Raw genomic sequence first — 17,079 nt, forward strand, 5'->3', positions numbered from 1 at the left:
AGGTGGCTTTACTTCCTTGGGGGGAACATGATCACCGCACTCGAACCGCTCGGGCGAGATGCCCTGCCCGACGACGACTTCATCGCCCTGGTCCGGACGATCACCGGCGATCCTGGGGCCGTGCCCGCCGATGTCCGGGTCGAGCCGGTCGACTACCCGATCGGTACGCCGAGCACCGAGTCGCTCAACCGGGTCTTCGGGACCTCGCGCGGTGTCGAGTGGTCGTGCTTCGTGAAGAAGTTCCAGTCCGTCCGGTACTGGCCGATGATGCACCTGCTGCCCGAGGACGTCCGCGAGCCCTTCGTCCACAACCTGCCCTGGCAGCTGGAGATCGCCGTCCATCGCAGTGACGTCGCCGACGTCCTCCCCGAGGGCATGCGGCTGCCGGCGTCGTACCGGATCGACGTGTACGACGACGACCGCGCCACCCTGTGGATGGAGAACGTCGTCCAGCAACCGGGACCGTGGCCGATGGAGCGGTTCGAGCGGGCGGCGTACCTGCTGGGGCAGCTGTCCGCGCGCCGCCAGCCGCATCTGGTGGAGCCGTTCCTCCCGCGCGAGCACGTCACCACACCGGGGATCGGACTGCGCTTCTACTCGGAGGGCCGGGTACGGCGTGCCGCGCTGCCTGCACTGACGGATCCACAGACCTGGAGGGATCCCCTGCTCAGCGCGGCGGTGTGCAACCTCGGCGACCACCGCCTGCGGGACGACCTGCTCGAGCTGGGCGAGCGGATTCCCGCCGTACTGGATGCGCTCGAGGCGTTGCCGCAGTGCTACCAGCACGGCGACGCCAGCCCACAGAACCTGCTTGTCCCGCAGGACGAGCCGGACGAGTTCGTGGTGATCGACTGGGGCTTCGACTGCCCACAGGCCGTCGGGTTCGACCTGGGGCAGCTGCTGATCGGACTGGCACACGCCGGCGAGCTGGCGCCGGAGGCGTTGCCCGTGGTGCACAAAGTCATCCTGAAGTCGTTCCAGGACGGGCTCAAGGCCGAGGGGATGCAGGTGTCCGAGGACGAGGTGCTGTACGGGTACCTCGGCTCGCTGCTCGTCCGGGCTGCGTTCACCGCGTTGCCACTGGAGCTGTTCGGCAAGGCCGACGCGTCAAGGGAACTGTTCGAGCAGCGGGTGCAGCTGACCCGTGCGATGGTCGACCTGGTCTCGCCTGTGATCTGAACATTTCAGTCGTGTCACAGCTGCAACGAACGCCCTGCCGACGTGTATCCATAGTGCGTGACGAACCTGAGCAGATACGCAGCAGTGGCAGCCATGACAGTGACGGCCGGACTCGTGCTGACCGGGTGCGGTGACGAGTCCGGTTCCGCCGGCACACCCACGACCCCGACGCCAACGGCACCGACCTTGCCGACCGCGAGCGTGACGCAGTCGACGCCGGTCGGCGCGGGTCTGCCGTTGACGGTCAGCCGCAAGGGCGGGTTCGGCGGTTTCGACGACCAGGTGCTGATCAGCGCCGACGGCGTCGCGACCGTGAGCTCGCGCGGCAAGGAGACGATCCGGTGCAAGCTCGACCCGAGCCTGCTGACGACGATCACCACGGCCGCTCAGCAGGTCGACTGGGCCGGTCTGGTCGCGACGAAGCCGACGACGAAGCACCCCGACGACATGATCCTCGCGGTGACGGCGAACGGGAAGACCGCCCGGATCGAGGACCCGAAACTCAAGCCGCTGGCGGCCCCGGTGGACAAACTGCTCACCGAAGCCGCCATCCCACCGGGCAAGCTCTGCACCAAGATCTAACCGGCAGTCACCGCGACGTCGTCGATCACAAAGCTGGTCTGCAAGGACGAGTCCTCCTGGCCGACGAACTTCACCGTGACCGTCTTTCCCTTGTACGGCGAGAGATCCAGCGTCTTCTGCACGTACGACGCACTCTTGTTCAAGTTCGAGTACGTCGCCAAGGTGCTCGTCGTCGACCCGTTGACGACCTGCACCTTGAGCGTGTCGTACACGGTCGACGACGTGGTCTCGGCACTGTCGATCCGGACCCACAGCGACAACGCGGCCGCTGTCGCCGAGGACGGGATCGCCACGGCCTGACCGATGTTCTCGCTGCTGCTCCGGCCGTTCCCCTGCAGCCAGGCCTTCCAGCTGCCGGTGCGAGCCGGTCGACCGGTGTTGCTGGTGATCACGCCGGTCGTCCCCGTCCAGTTCGCGGTGCCGGACTCGAAGCCTGGGTTCTGCAGGAGATTGTCACCGGTCGGCGGCGGGCCGCCGGTGTAGTCCTTCTGCGCGTACGCCCAGATCATGTAGCCGATGGCATCGATCTGGCGGTCCAGCGAGGTCAGATCCAGGTTGCTGATCGTGTCGCACGACCGGTGGTAGCACGCATCGAACGCCTGCCCCGCGGTACCTCCCCACTTCGCCGCCTGCGCGGACGACTTGATCTCCTCGGCGCCGGAGAACGTCCCGGCCGTTGGGATCCCCAACGAACGGAACGCCGCATGATCGGACCGGCCCTGTACGTCGATGAACTCGGTCTGCACGCTCTTGCCGGTGAAGTACGAGACCAGGTCGTCACGGGCGCCGTCGCCGGCCGGGTTGTCGTCGTACACGAAGTACCCCGGGTTCGGCGATGCGATCATGTCGAAGTTCAGGTACAGCTCGATCTTGTCCCGCTCGGCCGCGGGCAGGTTGTTGACGTAGTACTTCGAGCCGAGCAGTCCGAGCTCTTCGGATCCCCAGAACCCGAAACGCAAACGATTCCTGGGCGTTTGGCCGCTGGCAGCGTAAGCGAGGGCGGTTTCGAGTACGCCGGCGCTGCCTGAGCCGTTGTCGTTGATTCCCGGACCGGCGCTGACGCTGTCCAGGTGCGAGCCCGTCATCACGACGTGGTTCGCGTCGCCGTGCGGCCACTCCGCGATCACGTTGTACGACGTACCCGCCGAGGTGCTGAACGACTGCAGGGTGGTGGTGTACCCGGCCGCGTCCAGCTTGGCCTTCACGTAGTCGGCCGACGCCTTGTACCCGGGCCGGCCGGTGTAGCGGTTGCCGCCGTTGCTGGTGGCAATCGACTGCAACTGGTCGAGGTGGGCCTTGGTGTTGGTGACCGAGATGTCCGGAGACTCCGCCGCGGTTGCGACGTTGCCTGGGGCAATCAGCGCGCCGGCAGCCAGTGCGGTGCCGAGCGCGGCGACGAGGGGCTTGTTCATGGACCGATCTCCTTCGGCCAAAAGGATCCGGGGCGCGGACCTTGGGCGGTGGCGCCGCGCCCCGGACGAGTCACCGTGAGCCGATCAGCTCGCGGTCAGGGAGGTGTCGTCGATGACGAAGCTGGTCTGCGCGGAGGAGTCCTCCTGGCCGACGAACTTCACCGTGACCGTCTTTCCCTTGTACTGCGACAGGTTCACCGTCTTCTGCACGTACGACGTGGTCTTGTTCAGGTTCGAGTACGTCGCCAGCGTGCTGGTGGTCGAACCGTCGACGACCTGCACCTTCGCCGTGTCGTACGCCGTCGAGGTGGTGGTCTCGGCGGTGTCGATCCGGATCCAGAACGACAGGGTCGCGGTCGTCGCCGACGCCGGGATCGCGACCGACTGGCCGACGTTCTCGGTGGTGGCGCGGCCGTTGCCCTGCAGCCACAGCTTCCAGCTACCGGTGCGCGCCGGGCGGCCGGTGTTGTTGGTGACCGGGCCGGAGGTGCCGGTCCAGTTCACCGCGCCGGACTCGAAGCCCGGGTTCTGCAGCAGGTTGTCGCCGGTGGGCGGCGGCGTGGTGCCACCACCGCAGGCGGCGGAACCGGCCGGGACCGCGATACCGCTGAAGGCGGCCTCGATGCCCTTGCACTGTGCGGAGTCCGCGCCGTACAGCTCCTTGGCGGAGGTGATCGCACCCTCACGGGCGTCCTTGTAGGTGCTGCCCGAGCTGAGCTTGGTGCTCAGCGTGCGGTACCAGACCTTGGACGCCACGTCGCGGCCGACACCGGCGAACGTCGTGCCGTTGCACGCGGTGCTGTTGTAGGTCACGCCGTTGATGGTCTTGCTGCCGGTGCCCTCGGAGGCCAGGTAGAACCAGTGGTTCAGCGGGCCGGAGGAGTAGTGCGGGTCGAGCCCGCCGGTGCTGGTCGACCAGCAGTCAACGCTGGCGCCGTCCTTCGACGGCTTGTCCATGTAGCGCAGCGGCGTACCGTCGCCGTTGATGTTGATCTTCTCGCCGATCAGGTAGTCACCCGGGTCGCTGGAGTTGTTCGCGTACCACTCGACCATGGTGCCGAAGATGTCGCTGGTCGACTCGTTCAGGCCGCCCGCGTCACCGGAGTAGTTCAGGTTGGCGGTTGCCTCGGTGACACCGTGGCTCATCTCGTGGCCGGCGACGTCGATGGCGGTCAGCGGGTGGGTGTTGCTGATCCCGTCGCCGTACGTCATCTGGGTGCCGTCCCAGAACGCGTTCACGTAGGCGTTGCCGTAGTGCACGCGGGAGCGAGCGCCCTGGCCGTTGTTGAAGATGCCGTTCCGGCCGTGGACGTTCTTGTAGTAGTCCCACGTCAGCTGGGCGCCGTAGTGCGCGTCCACACCGGCGGTCTGGCGGTTCGACGCGGCGCCGGTCCCCCAGGTGTCGTCGGCGTCGGTGAACGTGGTGCCGTTGCCGGAGGTCGAGCCGTTCAGATCGGTGGTGTAGTTGCCACCGCGGTTCGGGTCGGTCATGGAGAAGTTGCCGGACGATCCCGACGTACCGATGGTGACCGTGCCGGCGTACATCGAGTTGCCGGTGCCGGTCTTGACCTCGTCGTCCTGGTCGAGAACGGCGCCCGTCTTGGCGTCGATGAACGAGTGCAGCACCGACGGGGTCTGGTCGGGCTTCACACCGGTGGTGACGACCTCGTAGGCGAGCACGGGCTTGGTCGGCGTCACGAAGACGACCAGCTGGCCCTTGTTGCCGGAAGCCTTGAATTTCGCTGCTTTCGCGCCCTTCGCCAGAGCCGCCGACTGGGACAGGGTCGGCTTGGTGGAAACCTCGACGGCCTTCGCGCCGCGGTTGTACGTGACCTGACCGATCGACTCGCCCTTCTGCTTGACGATCAGGTCACCGCCGACGACCTTCAGGCCGTTGTACGTGCGGTCGTAGCGGACGTACTCCGTACCGTCCGCGTCCTTGACCACGTCGTGAACCTTGAGCTGTTCGCCCTTGCCGAGCCCGAGAGCGGCGGCGGTCTGCGGGGCCAGCGCCTGTTCGGCCTTGACGGCGGCCGGTTGGTTGAAGCCGGACGGCGGAAGCGGAACCGCCCGGTCGGCGGCACCCGCGGTCGAAGCGGTGAACGTCGTGGCAAGACCCGCTGCCGCGACGATGGCCACCGCCCCTGCTGATGTCAGTCGTCTCAAGACAACATCTCCTCACGTGTGGTCGCTGTTTGGGCGCAGCGACCGAATTCAGTTGGGGACGGGCCGGATGCTGACCCAGCAGTGCCACTGCCTCATTTGTGACACTGCGTGTCGATTCGTGCGAGATCTGTTACATCCGACTTGAGGACCGACTGTTGCGGCCCGGTCGCCGTGAGTCAAGGGATGTGACCCAAACGAAGGGGAAAACCTGCGCCCCGCGTGATGTCAGTCCGCCGGGCGCAACTCGCGCCGAAGGTGTTCCGGCAACGTCACAGGCAGCCGGCAGGTGAATTTCTGACATACGTACGCCGCGCTCTGCCGCCGCCCCTCCATCAGCGGTACGGCGAGACCGGGCTCGCCGGTGACGATCGCCGTACCCCATGGCGCGTCGGTGAACGCGGTCCTGGTCAACTCGGGCTGATCGCCGACGACGGCGATCTCGAGGGGGCCGCCGGCAACCGTCTCGGCGACCGCGAGCGCCCGGCCGGCGAACCGGGGCGCGCGCTCGGCGATCGCCGCCGACGCCTTCAACGCTTCGGCGGCAGCGGTCTCGTACCGGACCGATCCGGTCAGACTCGCCAGCGTGGTGAACGCCTCCGCGGCCAGGCTGACCCCGGACGGAGTGGCGTTGTCCGTCGGATCCTGCGGCCGCCAGACCAGTGCCTCCGCGTCCGCCGCGGTGTCAAAATAGGAGCCATCAGCAACGAACTGCTCCAGAACCCTGTCCAGCAAGGCCTCAGCGGTCTCGAACCACCGAATCTCGCCGGTGGCGCCCAGCAAGGTCAAGCAGCCCAGGGCAAACGCCGCATAGTCCTCGAGTACGCCGTCCGCAGTCCCCCGCACACCATCCCGCGACGTTCGGTACAACCGCCCGTCGAGATGCACGTCCCGGATCAATCCAGCCGCCTGCGCAGCAGCCTCGACGTACTGCGGTTTGCCGAACACAACACCCGCGCGTGTCAGCGCAGTGATCGCCAGACCGTTCCAGGCGGCAACCACCTTGTCGTCGCGGCCCGGGTAGGTGCGGCTGCTTCGTGCCTGCTTCAGCACTTGCCGAATGCGCTGCCAACGCTCGGCGTCGTCTGGGTCCTGCCGGAGCTGGAGGACCGACGCGCCCTGCTCGAAGGTGCCGGTGACATCGCAGAGTCCGATGACCCAGTCGGCATCTTCCGCGCTCAGAACCTCATGCAGTTGCTCGGGCGTCCAGACGTAGTACTTGCCCTCCTCGCCGTCCGTGTCGGCGTCGAGCGCCGACGCGAACCCGCCTTCCGGCGTACGGAGCTCGTCGAGCAGGAAGTCGGCAGTCTCCTCGGCGATCCGCCGCGCGAGCGGATCGGCGGAGGTCGTCCACCATTGTGTGTAGACGTCGAGCAGGAGCGCGTTGTCGTACAGCATCTTCTCGAAGTGCGGCACGATCCACTGGCCGTCGACGGAGTACCGCGCGAAGCCGCCGGCGAGCTGGTCGTACATGCCGCCGCGGGCCATCCGGTCACAGGTGTGGGCGACCATCGCGAGCGCCGTGCCGGCACTGTCGTCCCCGGTCCGGCGGTGGTGGCGGAGCAGGAAGTCGAGCACCATCGACGGCGGGAACTTCGGCGCCGGCCCGAAGCCCGCGTCGAGCGGGTCGAAATCGGTCTTCAGCAGCTGGACCGCCCGATCCAGGTCGATCTCTCCCCCGGCCGGCTGCTGCTGGGCGCCGAGCTGCTCGACGACCCGTTTCCCGATCCCGTCGATCTGCTCGCGCCGGTTCGTCCACGCGTCGGTGATTGCCTCCAGCACCTGCCGGAACGAGGCCATCCCACCGCGCGCGTCTTTCGGGAAGTACGTCCCGCAGAAGAACGGCTCCCCCGCCGACGTCAGGAACACCGACATCGGCCAGCCGCCGTGCCCGGTCATCGCCACCGTCGCCGCCATGTAGATGGCATCGACGTCCGGCCGCTCCTCCCGATCCACCTTCACGCTGACGAAGTGCTCGCTCAGGTAGGCCGCGGTTTCGCCGTCCTCGAACGACTCATGAGCCATCACGTGACACCAGTGGCACGCGGAGTACCCGACCGAGAGGAAGATCGGCACATCCCGCTCGCGAGCCTCGGCGAACGCCCGCTCCGACCACTCCCGCCACTCCACCGGGTTCCCCGCGTGCTGCCGCAGGTAAGGACTGGTCGATCGCCCGAGCTCGTTCGCCATGCTCCAACCGTACGGAATGCACCGCCGCCCGCAGCAGTTGGACTGGTGCATGCCCGTGCACCCGTTGCTCGCCAGCCGCTTCAGCCCGCTGTGGTTCGACTCCAGCGGGGCCGTCACCGACGACGACGTCGAACTGCTCCTCGACGCGGCCCGTTGGGCGCCGTCCGCGGGCAACTCCCAGCCGTGGGCGTACTTCGTCGCCCGCCGCGGCGAGCCCGATCACGACCGCATCGTCAAGCACCTCGCCCGCAGTTCGGCCCGGTGGGCGCCGAGCGCGTCGCTGCTGATCGCGACGATGGCGCACCGGTACGTCGAGGACACCGACTGGGCCTACTCCGACTTCGCGGACTACGACCTCGGTCAGTCGGTCGCGCATCTGACCCTGCAGGCCCACGCGATGGACCTCGCCTGCCGCCAGTTCCGGGCCTTCGACCTCGACGCCCTCACCGACGACCTGAATCCGGGCGCCGGCTGGCACATCGTCTCCATGATCGCCATCGGCCGCGCCGCCGAGGACCGGCCTGCCGACCGCGAGCGCCGCAGTACCGCGGAACTGCGGACCGCCCCCTGGGACTAGACCGTCTGGGACTAGACCGTCTGGGACAGGGCGATCGACAAGCCGATGGCCAACGCCATGACGAAGAGTTCTACGCCGACAAGGCGCCAGAACGGCTGGCCCGCGTCGAGGAGATCCTCCTGGGCCCGCCCGCGATGCAGGGCGGACAGGATGATGAGGAGCAGGAAGGCGGCGATCTTCACGATCAGCAAGGCGCCGTACGCGTCACCGGTGAGCGGGTCGAGGATCGAGCCCCAGCCGCCGCCCTTCGCGGCCAGGCGTCCGGCGGCGCTGATCAGGCCGCTGGCGAGCACCGCGATCGACGACCAGAAGGCGACCTGCCCGTAGCGCTCCAGCACGATCGGCAGACCGGTCCGGCTCGCCCGCCCGTACCGGACCAGGCCCGCGAGCCCGCCGACCCATGTCGTCGCCGCGATCACGTGGAGCACCAAGGCCGCACCAGCCAGCACGACGTACGACTCGTTCCGCGGGTACGCCGTGACCGCGGTCGGGATCAACGCGGCGATCGCGACGAGTACGCCGAGCCCTGCCGCCGATGAGGTCTGTACGCGGCGGATGCCGATCGCCAGGGCGAGCACCAGGATGCCCGTGATCAGTAGCGCCTTCACCTCGGGTACGCCGAGAGCGTCGTCCAGCCGCAACCGCAGCAGGCGGACCGGGGTGTCGAGCAGGATCGCCGCCGTGACGACCGCGTTGGCGAACGCGCACACCGCCCAGATGATCGCCGAGTTGCTCGCGTCCCGGACCGCACGCCGGCCCTGCACTCCGAGCGGACCGCCCTCGATCCGCAGCAGCACCACCGCGGCGAGCAGCGCGCCGGCACAGCCGACCGTCGCCAGCGTCGACATCAGTTTGAGCAGTGGCAGGAGCCAGGAGATGAAGAGGTCCGGACCGCCGATACCGCCGAGGTCGCGCGGCCGGCTCCCGGCCGCGAACAACGCGACCACCAGAGCCACCGAGGCGATGACGACCGCACCAGCCCCTGCGGCGACCAGACGTCCGGGCATGCGATGCCGGGCGGCGCGGGTCGCGCGTGTCGCGCTCACCGAGCGGACCGGGCGTGGGCACCATTCAGCACGCGGCTCACTATAGGGTCACGCAGAGGTGGGCAGCCCAGTCCGACACCATCTCGTGACCAGGGTGTATCCGAGCTACCAGGAATCAGTTACCGCACTGTCATCGCGTCAGTGCTGAGAGTGTTCCTTCGAGTCAGTCGGTGTCGGCTTCTCCGTCGAGGTCGCCGTCGCTGTCGGCTCCGAAGTCGTAGGCGGTGCAGCGCCATCCGGGGACTGCGAGCTGTCCGGAGTCGCTGGGTCGCCGGACGGTGCTGGGTCGTCCGCACCATCGCGGTCCACGTCGATGCGCTTCAGTTGCTTGCCCATGTTGCGCCACAGGAGCACCGTGGCGGCAGCGAGAGCGAGCACGATCAACAGCGCGACCCAACCGGGTTTCACCGTGTTCGGGTCGATCTCGGCCGTCAGAAGGGAGGTCGTCGCTGTCACGCCACCAGTCTCTCACTGTCGTCGCCGCCCGTCAGCGCAGCCCCGCGAACAGATCATTCTCAGGCAGCTCCGATTCGACCAGACTCCGAGCCAGCTCGTAGTCCTCGGTCGGCCAGGCCGCCTGATGCACCTCGAGCGGAACGGTGAACCAGCCGCCGTCCGGGTCGATCTGCGTGGCGTGCGCCAGCAGCGCCTTGTCCCGGGTGGCGAAGTACTCCGCGCACTCGACCCGGGTGGTGATCCGGCGCTCGTTCTCCGGGTCCGGCTTCCAGTCCTTCAGGCGCTCGGCGTACGGCGACTCGAGGCCGCGCGCGACCATCGCGTCGTGCAGCGCCTTCATCCGCTCGTAGTGGAACGTGTGGTGGTAGTACAGCTTCAGCGGCTGGAACGGCTCGCCGAGCTCCGGGTAGGCGTCCTTGTCACCGGCCGCCTCGAACGCCGCCACGGCGATCTGGTGGCACATCACGTGATCCGGGTGCGGGTAGCCGCCGTTCTCGTCGTACGTCGTGACGACCTGCGGGCGGAACTCGCGGATCAGCTTCACCAGCGGGGCCGCGGCGTCCTCGACCTTGAGCACGCCGAAGCAGCCCTCGGGCAACGGCGGCAGCGGATCGCCCTCGGGGAATCCCGAGTCGACCCAGCCCAGCCACTCCTGCCGGATGCCGAGGATCTCGCGCGCCGCGTCCATCTCCTTGCGCCGGATCTCGGTGATGTTCGCCAGCACCTCCGGGCGGTCCATCTTCGGATTCAGGATCGATCCGCGTTCCCCGCCGGTACAGGTGGCGACCATCACCTCGACGCCCTCGGCCACGTACCTGGCGGTCGACGCGGCTCCCTTGCTCGACTCGTCATCCGGGTGGGCGTGCACATGCAACAACCGAAGATCTCCACTCACAAGACACAATGGTCCTCCAACCTCCGCCAAAACCCACGACCGACCCCCTGGACAACCTGTGACCGAGTCATCTGCCGCGTCATCTGCCGCCGCCCCGGCCCCCGACCTGAACGCCCGGTACGGACGGCGCGGGCCGTCCCGGCGACCGCTCGTGATTGGTGGATTGGGCGTCGTGATCCTGGCCGGACTGGCGTGGTTGGTGTGGGCGGCCTGGGTCCAGTCGAACCCGGCAGTGACGTCGCAACTGAACGGGTTCGAGATCGTCTCGCCGACGAGCGCGAAGGCCACGATGCAGGTGGATCGGACCAAGTCGGTGGAAGCCAGCTGCCGGCTGCAGGCGAAGGCGGCCGACTTCTCGATCGTCGGCGAGGTGACCGTGACGGTGAAGGCGGATGCGCCCCGCCACCAGGTGTTGCCGGTCACACTGACAACGCAACGCTCTGCGACCGCCGTCGTCCTCGTCGGGTGTACGACGGCCGACCAGCACCGCCCGCACTGACCCTGCTCCCCCGGGCCGACTCGGCGCGGCAACCGGTTGCCGTAGCTCTGAACGATTAAGGGGAAAAACCTTCAAGGCAAGCGCTTTCCCCGTGCTTGCGCAGGTCGAGAACCCCTGCGTGATCTGCGGTCTCTTGCTACGCTCGTTGGATTGGTCGCCGTCGACGACGGCGGCCAGCAGTATTTTCCTGCCCATCCACCGACACAAGGAGCAGCCCGTGACGCAGAGGATCGATGAGGACAGCGTTGTCTGGCTGACGCAGGACGGTTACGACCAGCTGAAGTCCGAGCTCGAGCACCTGAAGGGCCCGGCCCGCGCCGAGATCACCCAGCGGATCAGCGAGGCCAGGGACGAGGGCGACCTCAAGGAGAACGGCGGCTATCACGCCGCCAAGGACGAGCAGGGCAAGATCGAGGCCCGGATCCGGCAGCTCGAGGACATGCTCCGTCGCGCCCGGGTCGGCGAGACCCCGAAGGCCGGCGGCAAGATCGAGCCCGGCATGAAGGTGTCGATCAAGTTCGCCGGCGACGACGACGTCGAGACGTTCCTGCTCGGCTCCCGCGAATTGCTCGCCCTGGACGCGTCGGTGGACATCGATGTCTACTCGCCGCAGTCACCCCTGGGCGCCGCGATCCTCGGGAAGAAGAAGGGCGACAAGGCCACCTACGAGGCACCCAACGGGAAGCCCGTCACGGTCCAGATCGTCGCCGCGGAACCCTTCACCGGCTGACCCACCAAGCTCCGAGCGCCCCGGTGGACAGCCACCGGGGCGCTTGCTTTTGCGGTCAGCGCTGGTTCGGTGCCGGCGACGGGATCAGTGCTGGGCCGGGGCGAAGAGCTCGAGCTGGATGTTGTCCCGGTCGCGGAAGACGAGCACCGAGGCGTACGGCTCGTCGGTGATCGGCGACTGGGTCAGCGGCTTGTCGGCGGCGTCGGCGCGGACGACGCCGTGGGCCTCGAGGTGGTCCTGCCAGGTCTCGAGGTCCGCACGCGCCGCGACCGTGAAGCCGGCGTGATCCAGCCCCGTCACGGTCTCGGCGCACAGAGCCCCGTCGTTGGTGTCGTGGTGGTGCAGCGCGATCATCAGCTGCCGGTCCGCGTCGGCGAGGATGCGCCCGACACCACCTTGGTGCGGCACGTCGAGCACCGGCCGTACGCCGAACACCTCGCCGTACCACTCGACGCTCGAATCGAGATCGGTCACGGTCAGCGCCAGGTGATGGAGCCTGGGCTGCGGGACAGTGGTCATGATTCCCCCTTGTACTCCGTGGTTTCCCCGTACTGCGCGAGGAACATCCGGGTCACGTCCTCGACCAGCCGCGTCCACCGGTCGCCGTCCGGGTCGTTGGAGATCTGCTGGCCGACCAGGCCGGTGGTGATCGCGGTCCAAATGTCGAGGTGCCGTGGATCGTGCACGCCGTTGCGTGCGAGGAGGTCGCGGGCCAGCGCCAGCGCGCTGACCGCGGCCTCGTACGACTCGGCCGACGGCGTGAAGCCCGGGACCGAGTGCTGGAACAACAACTGGTACCGCGGTACGTCGGAGACGCAGAAGTCGATGAAGGCCCGGACCGCGGCGGCCAGATCCGCCGCCGGATCGTCGCTCCCGGGCAACGAGCTCATGAACTCCACGAACGACTGCGCGGCCTGCGCGAACATCGCGTCCAGGATCGCGTTCTTGGACTCGAAGTACGCATACACGGTCGGCGTGGTGATCCCGGCACGCTTGGCCAGCTCGCGCAACGACAGGGCGGCCAGCCCGTTGTCCCGCACCAGACCCCAGGCAGCCTCCAGCACGGCCGCCCGGGCATTCGCCCGGCGGGCCGCGCGCCAGTCGCCGTCCGAACTCTTTAACACAGTTCGGATTATTTGTACGGTGTCTAAATCATGTCAATGCCCCGCGTCGCGTCGCGCGAATTAAGTTGAGTCTCCTCGACTCAACTTTGTTGATACTTGAGTCGACAAGACTCAAGTCAGCCTCTACGGTCACGGAATGGGCATCCTGCGTCACCCAGATTTCCGCCGGCTGTGGGCCGCCGATCTGCTCAGTCAGCTCGGCTCCCGCCTGAGCATGAGCGCGATCCCGCTGCTCGCCGTACTGACCTTGAACGCGTCGACCCTGGAGGTCTCGCTGCTGCGGACCTGCGAGACGGCGGCGTGGCTCGTCCTCGGCCTGTTCGCGGGCGCATGGGCGGACCGGGTCCGTAGCCGCCCGGTCCTGGTGTACGCCGACCTGCTCCGGGCCTTGCTCTACGCGTCGATCCCGATCGCCTGGTGGTTCGACGTACTCACCCTCACGCAGGTGTACGCCGTACTCGTGCCGGCCGGGATACTCACGGTGCTGTTCGACGTGGCGCACAACTCGTACCTGCCACGGCTGCTCGACCGGGATCGCCTGCTGCCGGGCAACGCCAAACTGGCCGCCAATCACTCGATCGCGGCGGTCGTCGGAGCCGGTGTGAGCGGCATCCTGGTGCAGTGGCTCGGCGCGGCGCTGACGATCGGCTTCGATGCGCTCAGCTTTCTCTGGTCAGCCGTCTGGTTGCGCTCGATCCGGACCCCCGAGGCCGGGCCGGTGAAGCCGGAACGCCCCGACCTGCGCCGCGAGATCGGCGACGGGCTGCGGTACGTGTTCCAGCACCCCCTACTGCGGCCGATCGCCCTCAACATGATGGCGACGATGCTCTTCCAGGCGGCGGCCGGCGCGATCATGATCGTGTACCTGGTGCGCGCCGTTCATTTGCAGCCGGCAACTATCGGCGTACTCAGCATGATCGGCCTCGGCGGCGCGGTCGTGGCCGCGGCCGTCACCGAGAGACTCAGCAACCGGTACGGCGATGCGCGGACGCTGCTGCTGTCGTCCACGGGGATCGGTGTCGCCTTCACCGTGCAGGCGCTGACCGCGCCCGGCTGGCAGGTCAGCTGGTTCCTGGCCGGCACGCTGCTGGCCGGCTTCTGCATCATCGTCAGCTACATCCTGCAGGTGAGCACCCGGCAACGGCTGTGCTCACCCGACCTGCAAGGCCGGGTGAGCGCCACCATCAGCTTCGTCAGCTGGGGCGCCGCTCCCATCGGCAGCCTGCTGGGCGGCGCCCTCGGCACGGCGTTCGGCCTCCACACCACCCTGTGGATCGCAGGCCTCGGCACCCTCGCCGGCAACACCGTCCTCTACTTCTCCCCACTCCGCACCCTCCGCACGATCCCGGCCGAGCTGACCGTCTGAGGGGTGGGGGCCCCCGGGGGGGGGGGGGGGGGGGGGGGGGGGGGGGGGGGGGCGCGCCCCCCCCCCCCCCCCCCCCCCCCCCCCCCCCCCCCCGGGGGGCACAACCCCTGAAACGGGACGCGGTCGGTCGCGGGGCGGGTGGATGGGGGAGTGTGGTCAGTCGGAGGCGATCTGGGCGGTGCCGACGAGGACCTCTACGTCGAGGGCGGCTCGGCCGCGGCCGATTTCTACGTCCTTGGACTGGCCGGAGACGGCGCCGGACCAGGTGACGCGGCCGAGCTGGGCCTCGGTGTGGACGTGGACGTCGGAGCCGCGGCGGAGCGCGACCTGCGCCGTACCGGACTCGACGCGGACACGGGACCGGCCCTTGGTGAGCTGGGCGTCCAGGTTGGCCGAGCCGGCCTGGACGAGTACGTCGATCGGGCCGTCGACGTCGGTGACCTTCGCCGTACCGGCCGTGACGCGGACCCGGGTCAGACCGGGCAGGCGCTCGGCGTTGACGCTGCCGCCGGTCACCTCGACCTCGACCTGGAGGCTCGGGTTGACGCGGACGGACAGCTCCTTCGCCAGGCCGTTGACGTGCGCCTTCAGGTCGGTCGGGTTGCGCAGCATGCTGAACCCGTCGATCGAGACGCCCATGTCGCCTTCGCTGCTGATGGCGAGCGTGTCGCCGTCGCGCTTGATCACGTGCGGACCGTCGACCGCCACGCCGTTCACGGCCGGCTCACCGATCAGCCTCACCCGCCGCCCGATCGCCCGCACCGTGACCCGCTGCACTCCCGCCGGAACCGGCACGTTGCTGTGCTCCTCCTCGACCGGCTCGACCTCCTCGTCGGACACCGTGTCGTCCTGCACCTCTGCGGCCTCGGCCGCGTGCCGCGCCGGCTCCGCGGGCTCGGCCGGCTCCGCGGCTTCGGCCGGCTCCGCGGCAGGCTCAGCCTTCGCCTGCTCAGCCGGCGGCTCGGTGGTCGGCGAGTCGACCGCGTCGGCCCACACGGCCGAGTTCGGCACATCGTCGCCGGTCGGCCACGGCGGCTTGCCGTTCGCGCTGTCGGCAACCGGAGCTTCTGCCGCCGGAGCTTCGGGCTCGGAAGGAGTGGTCTTGATGGCGGCGATCAGGGTGGTGGCCTCCTCGGTGGAGAGGTGGCCCTTGGCGACCCGGTCGAGGATGTCCTTGACCTGCTGGTCGTAGCTCTGGTTGCTCATGCCCCAAGTGCAGCACCCCGACGGGTCGAAACCAATCGGGGAATCCCCCGAAAAGCAGTGGTGCGGACCCCCGAGAGAAGTCCGCACCACTCATCTATAACCGCACAGCCCCGCGCGGGAGCTGGTTGTTGTCACGCCGCCGGCGTCATCTCCTCCGACGCCAGCTCGTCCTGTACGGCGGTCAGCTCGGCCGCCTCGTCCTCCTCCACGGCCCGGCGAGCCTTCAGCCCGCGCAGACCGGTCAGCGCGATCACCAGTCCGAGCGCCGCGATCCCCGTCACGACTCCCAGCCCGGACTTGTACGCCGGCAGCACGTCGGCCGGAGTGGTGGCGCCGACCGACCGGCCGCTGATCACCGCGGTCACGATCGCGAGAACCACCGCGCCGCCGACCTGGTTGGAGGTGTTGAAGAGCCCGGACGCCAGTCCCTGCTCGTGGTCCGGCACCCCGGACACCGCCTGGATGTTCAGCGACGGGAACCCGATCGCGAACCCGAGACCGAGCAGCATGATCGTCGGGAAGACGGTCGAGAAGTACGCCGACTCCGGCCCGATCCGCAGGCTGAGCGCATAGCCGGCGACGAACAGCCCCATCGCGAGGATGATCATCTTCTCGGTGCCGACCCGGTCCACGATCTTGCCGACGTTCGGCGAGAGGGTGGCGACCAGCAGGCCGGCCGGCAGGAAGCCCAGCGCGGTCTGGAACGACGACCAGCCGAGCAGGTTCTGGAAGTACATCGTGCCGATCAGCTGGAAGGCGACGTACGAGCCGAAGACGGTCAGGATGGCCAGGTTCGCCCGCCGCAGCGACGGGTTGCGCAGGATGCCGAGCCGGACCAGCGGGTGCTTGGTCCGCAGTTCGATCGCGACGAACCCCGCCAGCAGCACGATCGCGAGCGCGAACAGCCCGAAGGTCTGCACCGACACCCAGCCGGCGTGTTCGGCGCCGACGACGGCGTACACCAGGGACAGCATTCCGCCGGTGACGGTGATGGCGCCCGGTACGTCGTACCCGCCGGCGGCGTCGTCACGCGGGCTGTTCGGGATCAGCTTGAGGCCGAACAGCAGCACGATCAGGGCGACCGGGCCGGGCATCAGGAAGGTCCAGCGCCAGCCGACCTCGGTCAGCGCGCCGCCGAGGATCAGGCCCATCGAGAAGCCGCTGGCGGCGCAGGTGGTGAAGATGCTGAGGGCGCGGTTGCGATCCGGGCCCTCGTGGAAGGTGGTGGTGATGATCGAGAGCGCGGCCGGGGCGGTGAACGCCGCGGCAACACCCTTCACGAACCGCGCCGCGATGAGCAGTTCGGGGTTGCTCGCCAGTGAGCTCAGCATCGAGACGACGGCGAAGACGGCCAGCGCGATCAGGAAGACGCGACGCCGGCCGAGCAGGTCAGCCGTCCGGCCGCCGAGCAGCAGCAGACCGCCGTACCCGAGCACGTAGCCGGTCACGACCCACTGGAGAGAAGAAAGGGAGACGCCCAGGTCGGCGCCGATGGACGGCAGGGACATGCCGACCATGGACACATCCAGGCCGTCGAGGAAGATCACGCCGCAGACCACCAAGAGCGCGCCCCAGAGACGTGCGTCCCAGGTCATGCGGGCCGGTGCAGTGCTGGTTGGTGATGGGGTTTGCGTAGTCACGAGGAAGGACTATT

Annotated in this window: 16 protein-coding genes; 6 read left to right on the forward strand and 10 right to left on the reverse strand. The window is 68.4% G+C overall.

The window, feature by feature from the left end; genetic code table 11:
* Positions 1–27: 27 nt before the first annotated feature.
* Positions 28–1,179 (forward strand): phosphotransferase, encoded by a 1,152-nt coding sequence (locus ACIA58_RS36180; protein WP_396408354.1) that lies wholly within the window; start codon positions 28–30, stop codon positions 1,177–1,179.
* 93 nt (positions 1,180–1,272) lie between these two features.
* Positions 1,273–1,761 (forward strand): hypothetical protein, encoded by a 489-nt coding sequence (locus ACIA58_RS36185; RefSeq protein WP_396408355.1) that lies wholly within the window; start codon positions 1,273–1,275, stop codon positions 1,759–1,761.
* On the opposite strand, the gene ACIA58_RS36190 is transcribed toward ACIA58_RS36185, so the two are convergent.
* The 3 genes from ACIA58_RS36190 to ACIA58_RS36200 all read right to left on the reverse strand — a co-directional run bounded on the left by ACIA58_RS36190 (position 1,758) and on the right by ACIA58_RS36200 (position 7,526).
* Positions 1,758–3,173, reverse strand: a complete 1,416-nt coding sequence (locus tag ACIA58_RS36190) for a M28 family metallopeptidase (RefSeq protein ID WP_396408356.1) — start codon at positions 3,171–3,173, stop codon at positions 1,758–1,760. The genes ACIA58_RS36185 and ACIA58_RS36190 overlap by 4 nt on opposite strands.
* An 84-nt stretch (positions 3,174–3,257) precedes the next feature.
* A complete protein-coding gene (locus tag ACIA58_RS36195) occupies positions 3,258–5,339 on the reverse strand; it encodes a M4 family metallopeptidase (RefSeq protein WP_396408357.1) in 2,082 nt (693 codons plus the stop codon).
* A gap of 225 nt (positions 5,340–5,564) precedes the next feature.
* A complete protein-coding gene (locus ACIA58_RS36200) occupies positions 5,565–7,526 on the reverse strand; it encodes a thioredoxin domain-containing protein (RefSeq protein ID WP_396408358.1) in 1,962 nt (653 codons plus the stop codon).
* 49 nt (positions 7,527–7,575) lie between these two features.
* Between ACIA58_RS36200 and ACIA58_RS36205 the strand changes: the two genes are divergently transcribed.
* Entirely contained in the window at positions 7,576–8,103 is a 528-nt protein-coding gene (locus tag ACIA58_RS36205) for a nitroreductase family protein (RefSeq protein ID WP_396408359.1), read from the forward strand.
* An 11-nt stretch (positions 8,104–8,114) separates the two neighbouring features.
* Here ACIA58_RS36205 and ACIA58_RS36210 read toward each other — a convergent pair whose 3' ends face one another.
* The 3 genes from ACIA58_RS36210 to mca all read right to left on the reverse strand — a co-directional run bounded on the left by ACIA58_RS36210 (position 8,115) and on the right by mca (position 10,500).
* Positions 8,115–9,149, reverse strand: coding sequence for a copper resistance D family protein (locus tag ACIA58_RS36210; protein WP_396408360.1), 1,035 nt, complete (start codon positions 9,147–9,149; stop codon positions 8,115–8,117).
* Positions 9,150–9,287: 138 nt separating this feature from the next.
* Complete coding sequence (locus ACIA58_RS36215; RefSeq protein ID WP_396408361.1) at positions 9,288–9,605, reverse strand: hypothetical protein; 318 nt, start codon at positions 9,603–9,605, stop codon at positions 9,288–9,290.
* Between the two features lie 31 nt (positions 9,606–9,636).
* Positions 9,637–10,500, reverse strand: coding sequence for a mycothiol conjugate amidase Mca (mca, locus tag ACIA58_RS36220; protein ID WP_396408362.1), 864 nt, complete (start codon positions 10,498–10,500; stop codon positions 9,637–9,639).
* 58 nt (positions 10,501–10,558) lie between these two features.
* Here mca and ACIA58_RS36225 point away from each other — a divergent pair, with 58 nt between their 5' ends.
* The gene (locus ACIA58_RS36225) at positions 10,559–10,999 is read left to right on the forward strand and encodes a DUF4307 domain-containing protein (protein ID WP_396408363.1); all 441 of its coding nucleotides are present in this window, start codon (positions 10,559–10,561) and stop codon (positions 10,997–10,999) included.
* Between the two features lie 217 nt (positions 11,000–11,216).
* A complete protein-coding gene (gene greA / locus ACIA58_RS36230) occupies positions 11,217–11,729 on the forward strand; it encodes a transcription elongation factor GreA (protein WP_396408364.1) in 513 nt (170 codons plus the stop codon).
* Positions 11,730–11,813: 84 nt separating this feature from the next.
* On the opposite strand, the gene ACIA58_RS36235 is transcribed toward greA, so the two are convergent.
* Positions 11,814–12,248: a VOC family protein gene (locus ACIA58_RS36235; RefSeq protein ID WP_396408365.1), complete on the reverse strand. Its 435-nt coding sequence runs from the start codon at positions 12,246–12,248 to the stop codon at positions 11,814–11,816.
* Entirely contained in the window at positions 12,245–12,853 is a 609-nt protein-coding gene (locus tag ACIA58_RS36240) for a TetR/AcrR family transcriptional regulator (RefSeq protein WP_396408366.1), read from the reverse strand. The genes ACIA58_RS36235 and ACIA58_RS36240 overlap by 4 nt, the downstream gene beginning before the upstream one ends.
* A 136-nt stretch (positions 12,854–12,989) precedes the next feature.
* On the opposite strand from ACIA58_RS36240, the gene ACIA58_RS36245 reads away from it, so the two are divergent.
* Entirely contained in the window at positions 12,990–14,219 is a 1,230-nt protein-coding gene (locus ACIA58_RS36245) for an MFS transporter (protein ID WP_396408367.1), read from the forward strand.
* Between the two features lie 156 nt (positions 14,220–14,375).
* Here ACIA58_RS36245 and ACIA58_RS36250 read toward each other — a convergent pair whose 3' ends face one another.
* Together ACIA58_RS36250 and ACIA58_RS36255 are read right to left on the reverse strand one after the other, a co-directional pair.
* Complete coding sequence (locus ACIA58_RS36250) at positions 14,376–15,425, reverse strand: hypothetical protein (RefSeq protein ID WP_396408368.1); 1,050 nt, start codon at positions 15,423–15,425, stop codon at positions 14,376–14,378.
* 131 nt (positions 15,426–15,556) lie between these two features.
* Positions 15,557–17,020 carry an MFS transporter gene (locus ACIA58_RS36255; protein WP_396408369.1) on the reverse strand — a complete coding sequence of 488 codons (1,464 nt, stop codon included), beginning with the start codon at positions 17,018–17,020 and terminating at the stop codon, positions 15,557–15,559.
* Between the last annotated feature and the right edge of the window lie 59 nt (positions 17,021–17,079).

Origin of the sequence: Kribbella sp. NPDC051586 (genome assembly GCF_044453965.1) — a bacterium.
Taxonomy (GTDB): domain Bacteria; phylum Actinomycetota; class Actinomycetes; order Propionibacteriales; family Kribbellaceae; genus Kribbella.

What these genes read in the sequence shown, in the direction of transcription:
- ACIA58_RS36180 (WP_396408354.1), top strand. Translation starts at nt 28, where the DNA reads ATGATCACCGCACTCGAACCGCTCGGGCGAGATGCCCTGCCCGACGAC.
- ACIA58_RS36190 (WP_396408356.1), bottom strand. Translation starts at nt 3,173, where the DNA reads ATGAACAAGCCCCTCGTCGCCGCGCTCGGCACCGCACTGGCTGCCGGC.
- ACIA58_RS36245 (WP_396408367.1), top strand. Translation starts at nt 12,990, where the DNA reads ATGGGCATCCTGCGTCACCCAGATTTCCGCCGGCTGTGGGCCGCCGAT.
- ACIA58_RS36235 (WP_396408365.1), bottom strand. Translation starts at nt 12,248, where the DNA reads ATGACCACTGTCCCGCAGCCCAGGCTCCATCACCTGGCGCTGACCGTG.
- ACIA58_RS36200 (WP_396408358.1), bottom strand. Translation starts at nt 7,526, where the DNA reads ATGGCGAACGAGCTCGGGCGATCGACCAGTCCTTACCTGCGGCAGCAC.
- ACIA58_RS36250 (WP_396408368.1), bottom strand. Translation starts at nt 15,425, where the DNA reads ATGAGCAACCAGAGCTACGACCAGCAGGTCAAGGACATCCTCGACCGG.
- ACIA58_RS36185 (WP_396408355.1), top strand. Translation starts at nt 1,273, where the DNA reads ATGACAGTGACGGCCGGACTCGTGCTGACCGGGTGCGGTGACGAGTCC.
- ACIA58_RS36255 (WP_396408369.1), bottom strand. Translation starts at nt 17,020, where the DNA reads ATGACCTGGGACGCACGTCTCTGGGGCGCGCTCTTGGTGGTCTGCGGC.
- ACIA58_RS36205 (WP_396408359.1), top strand. Translation starts at nt 7,576, where the DNA reads ATGCCCGTGCACCCGTTGCTCGCCAGCCGCTTCAGCCCGCTGTGGTTC.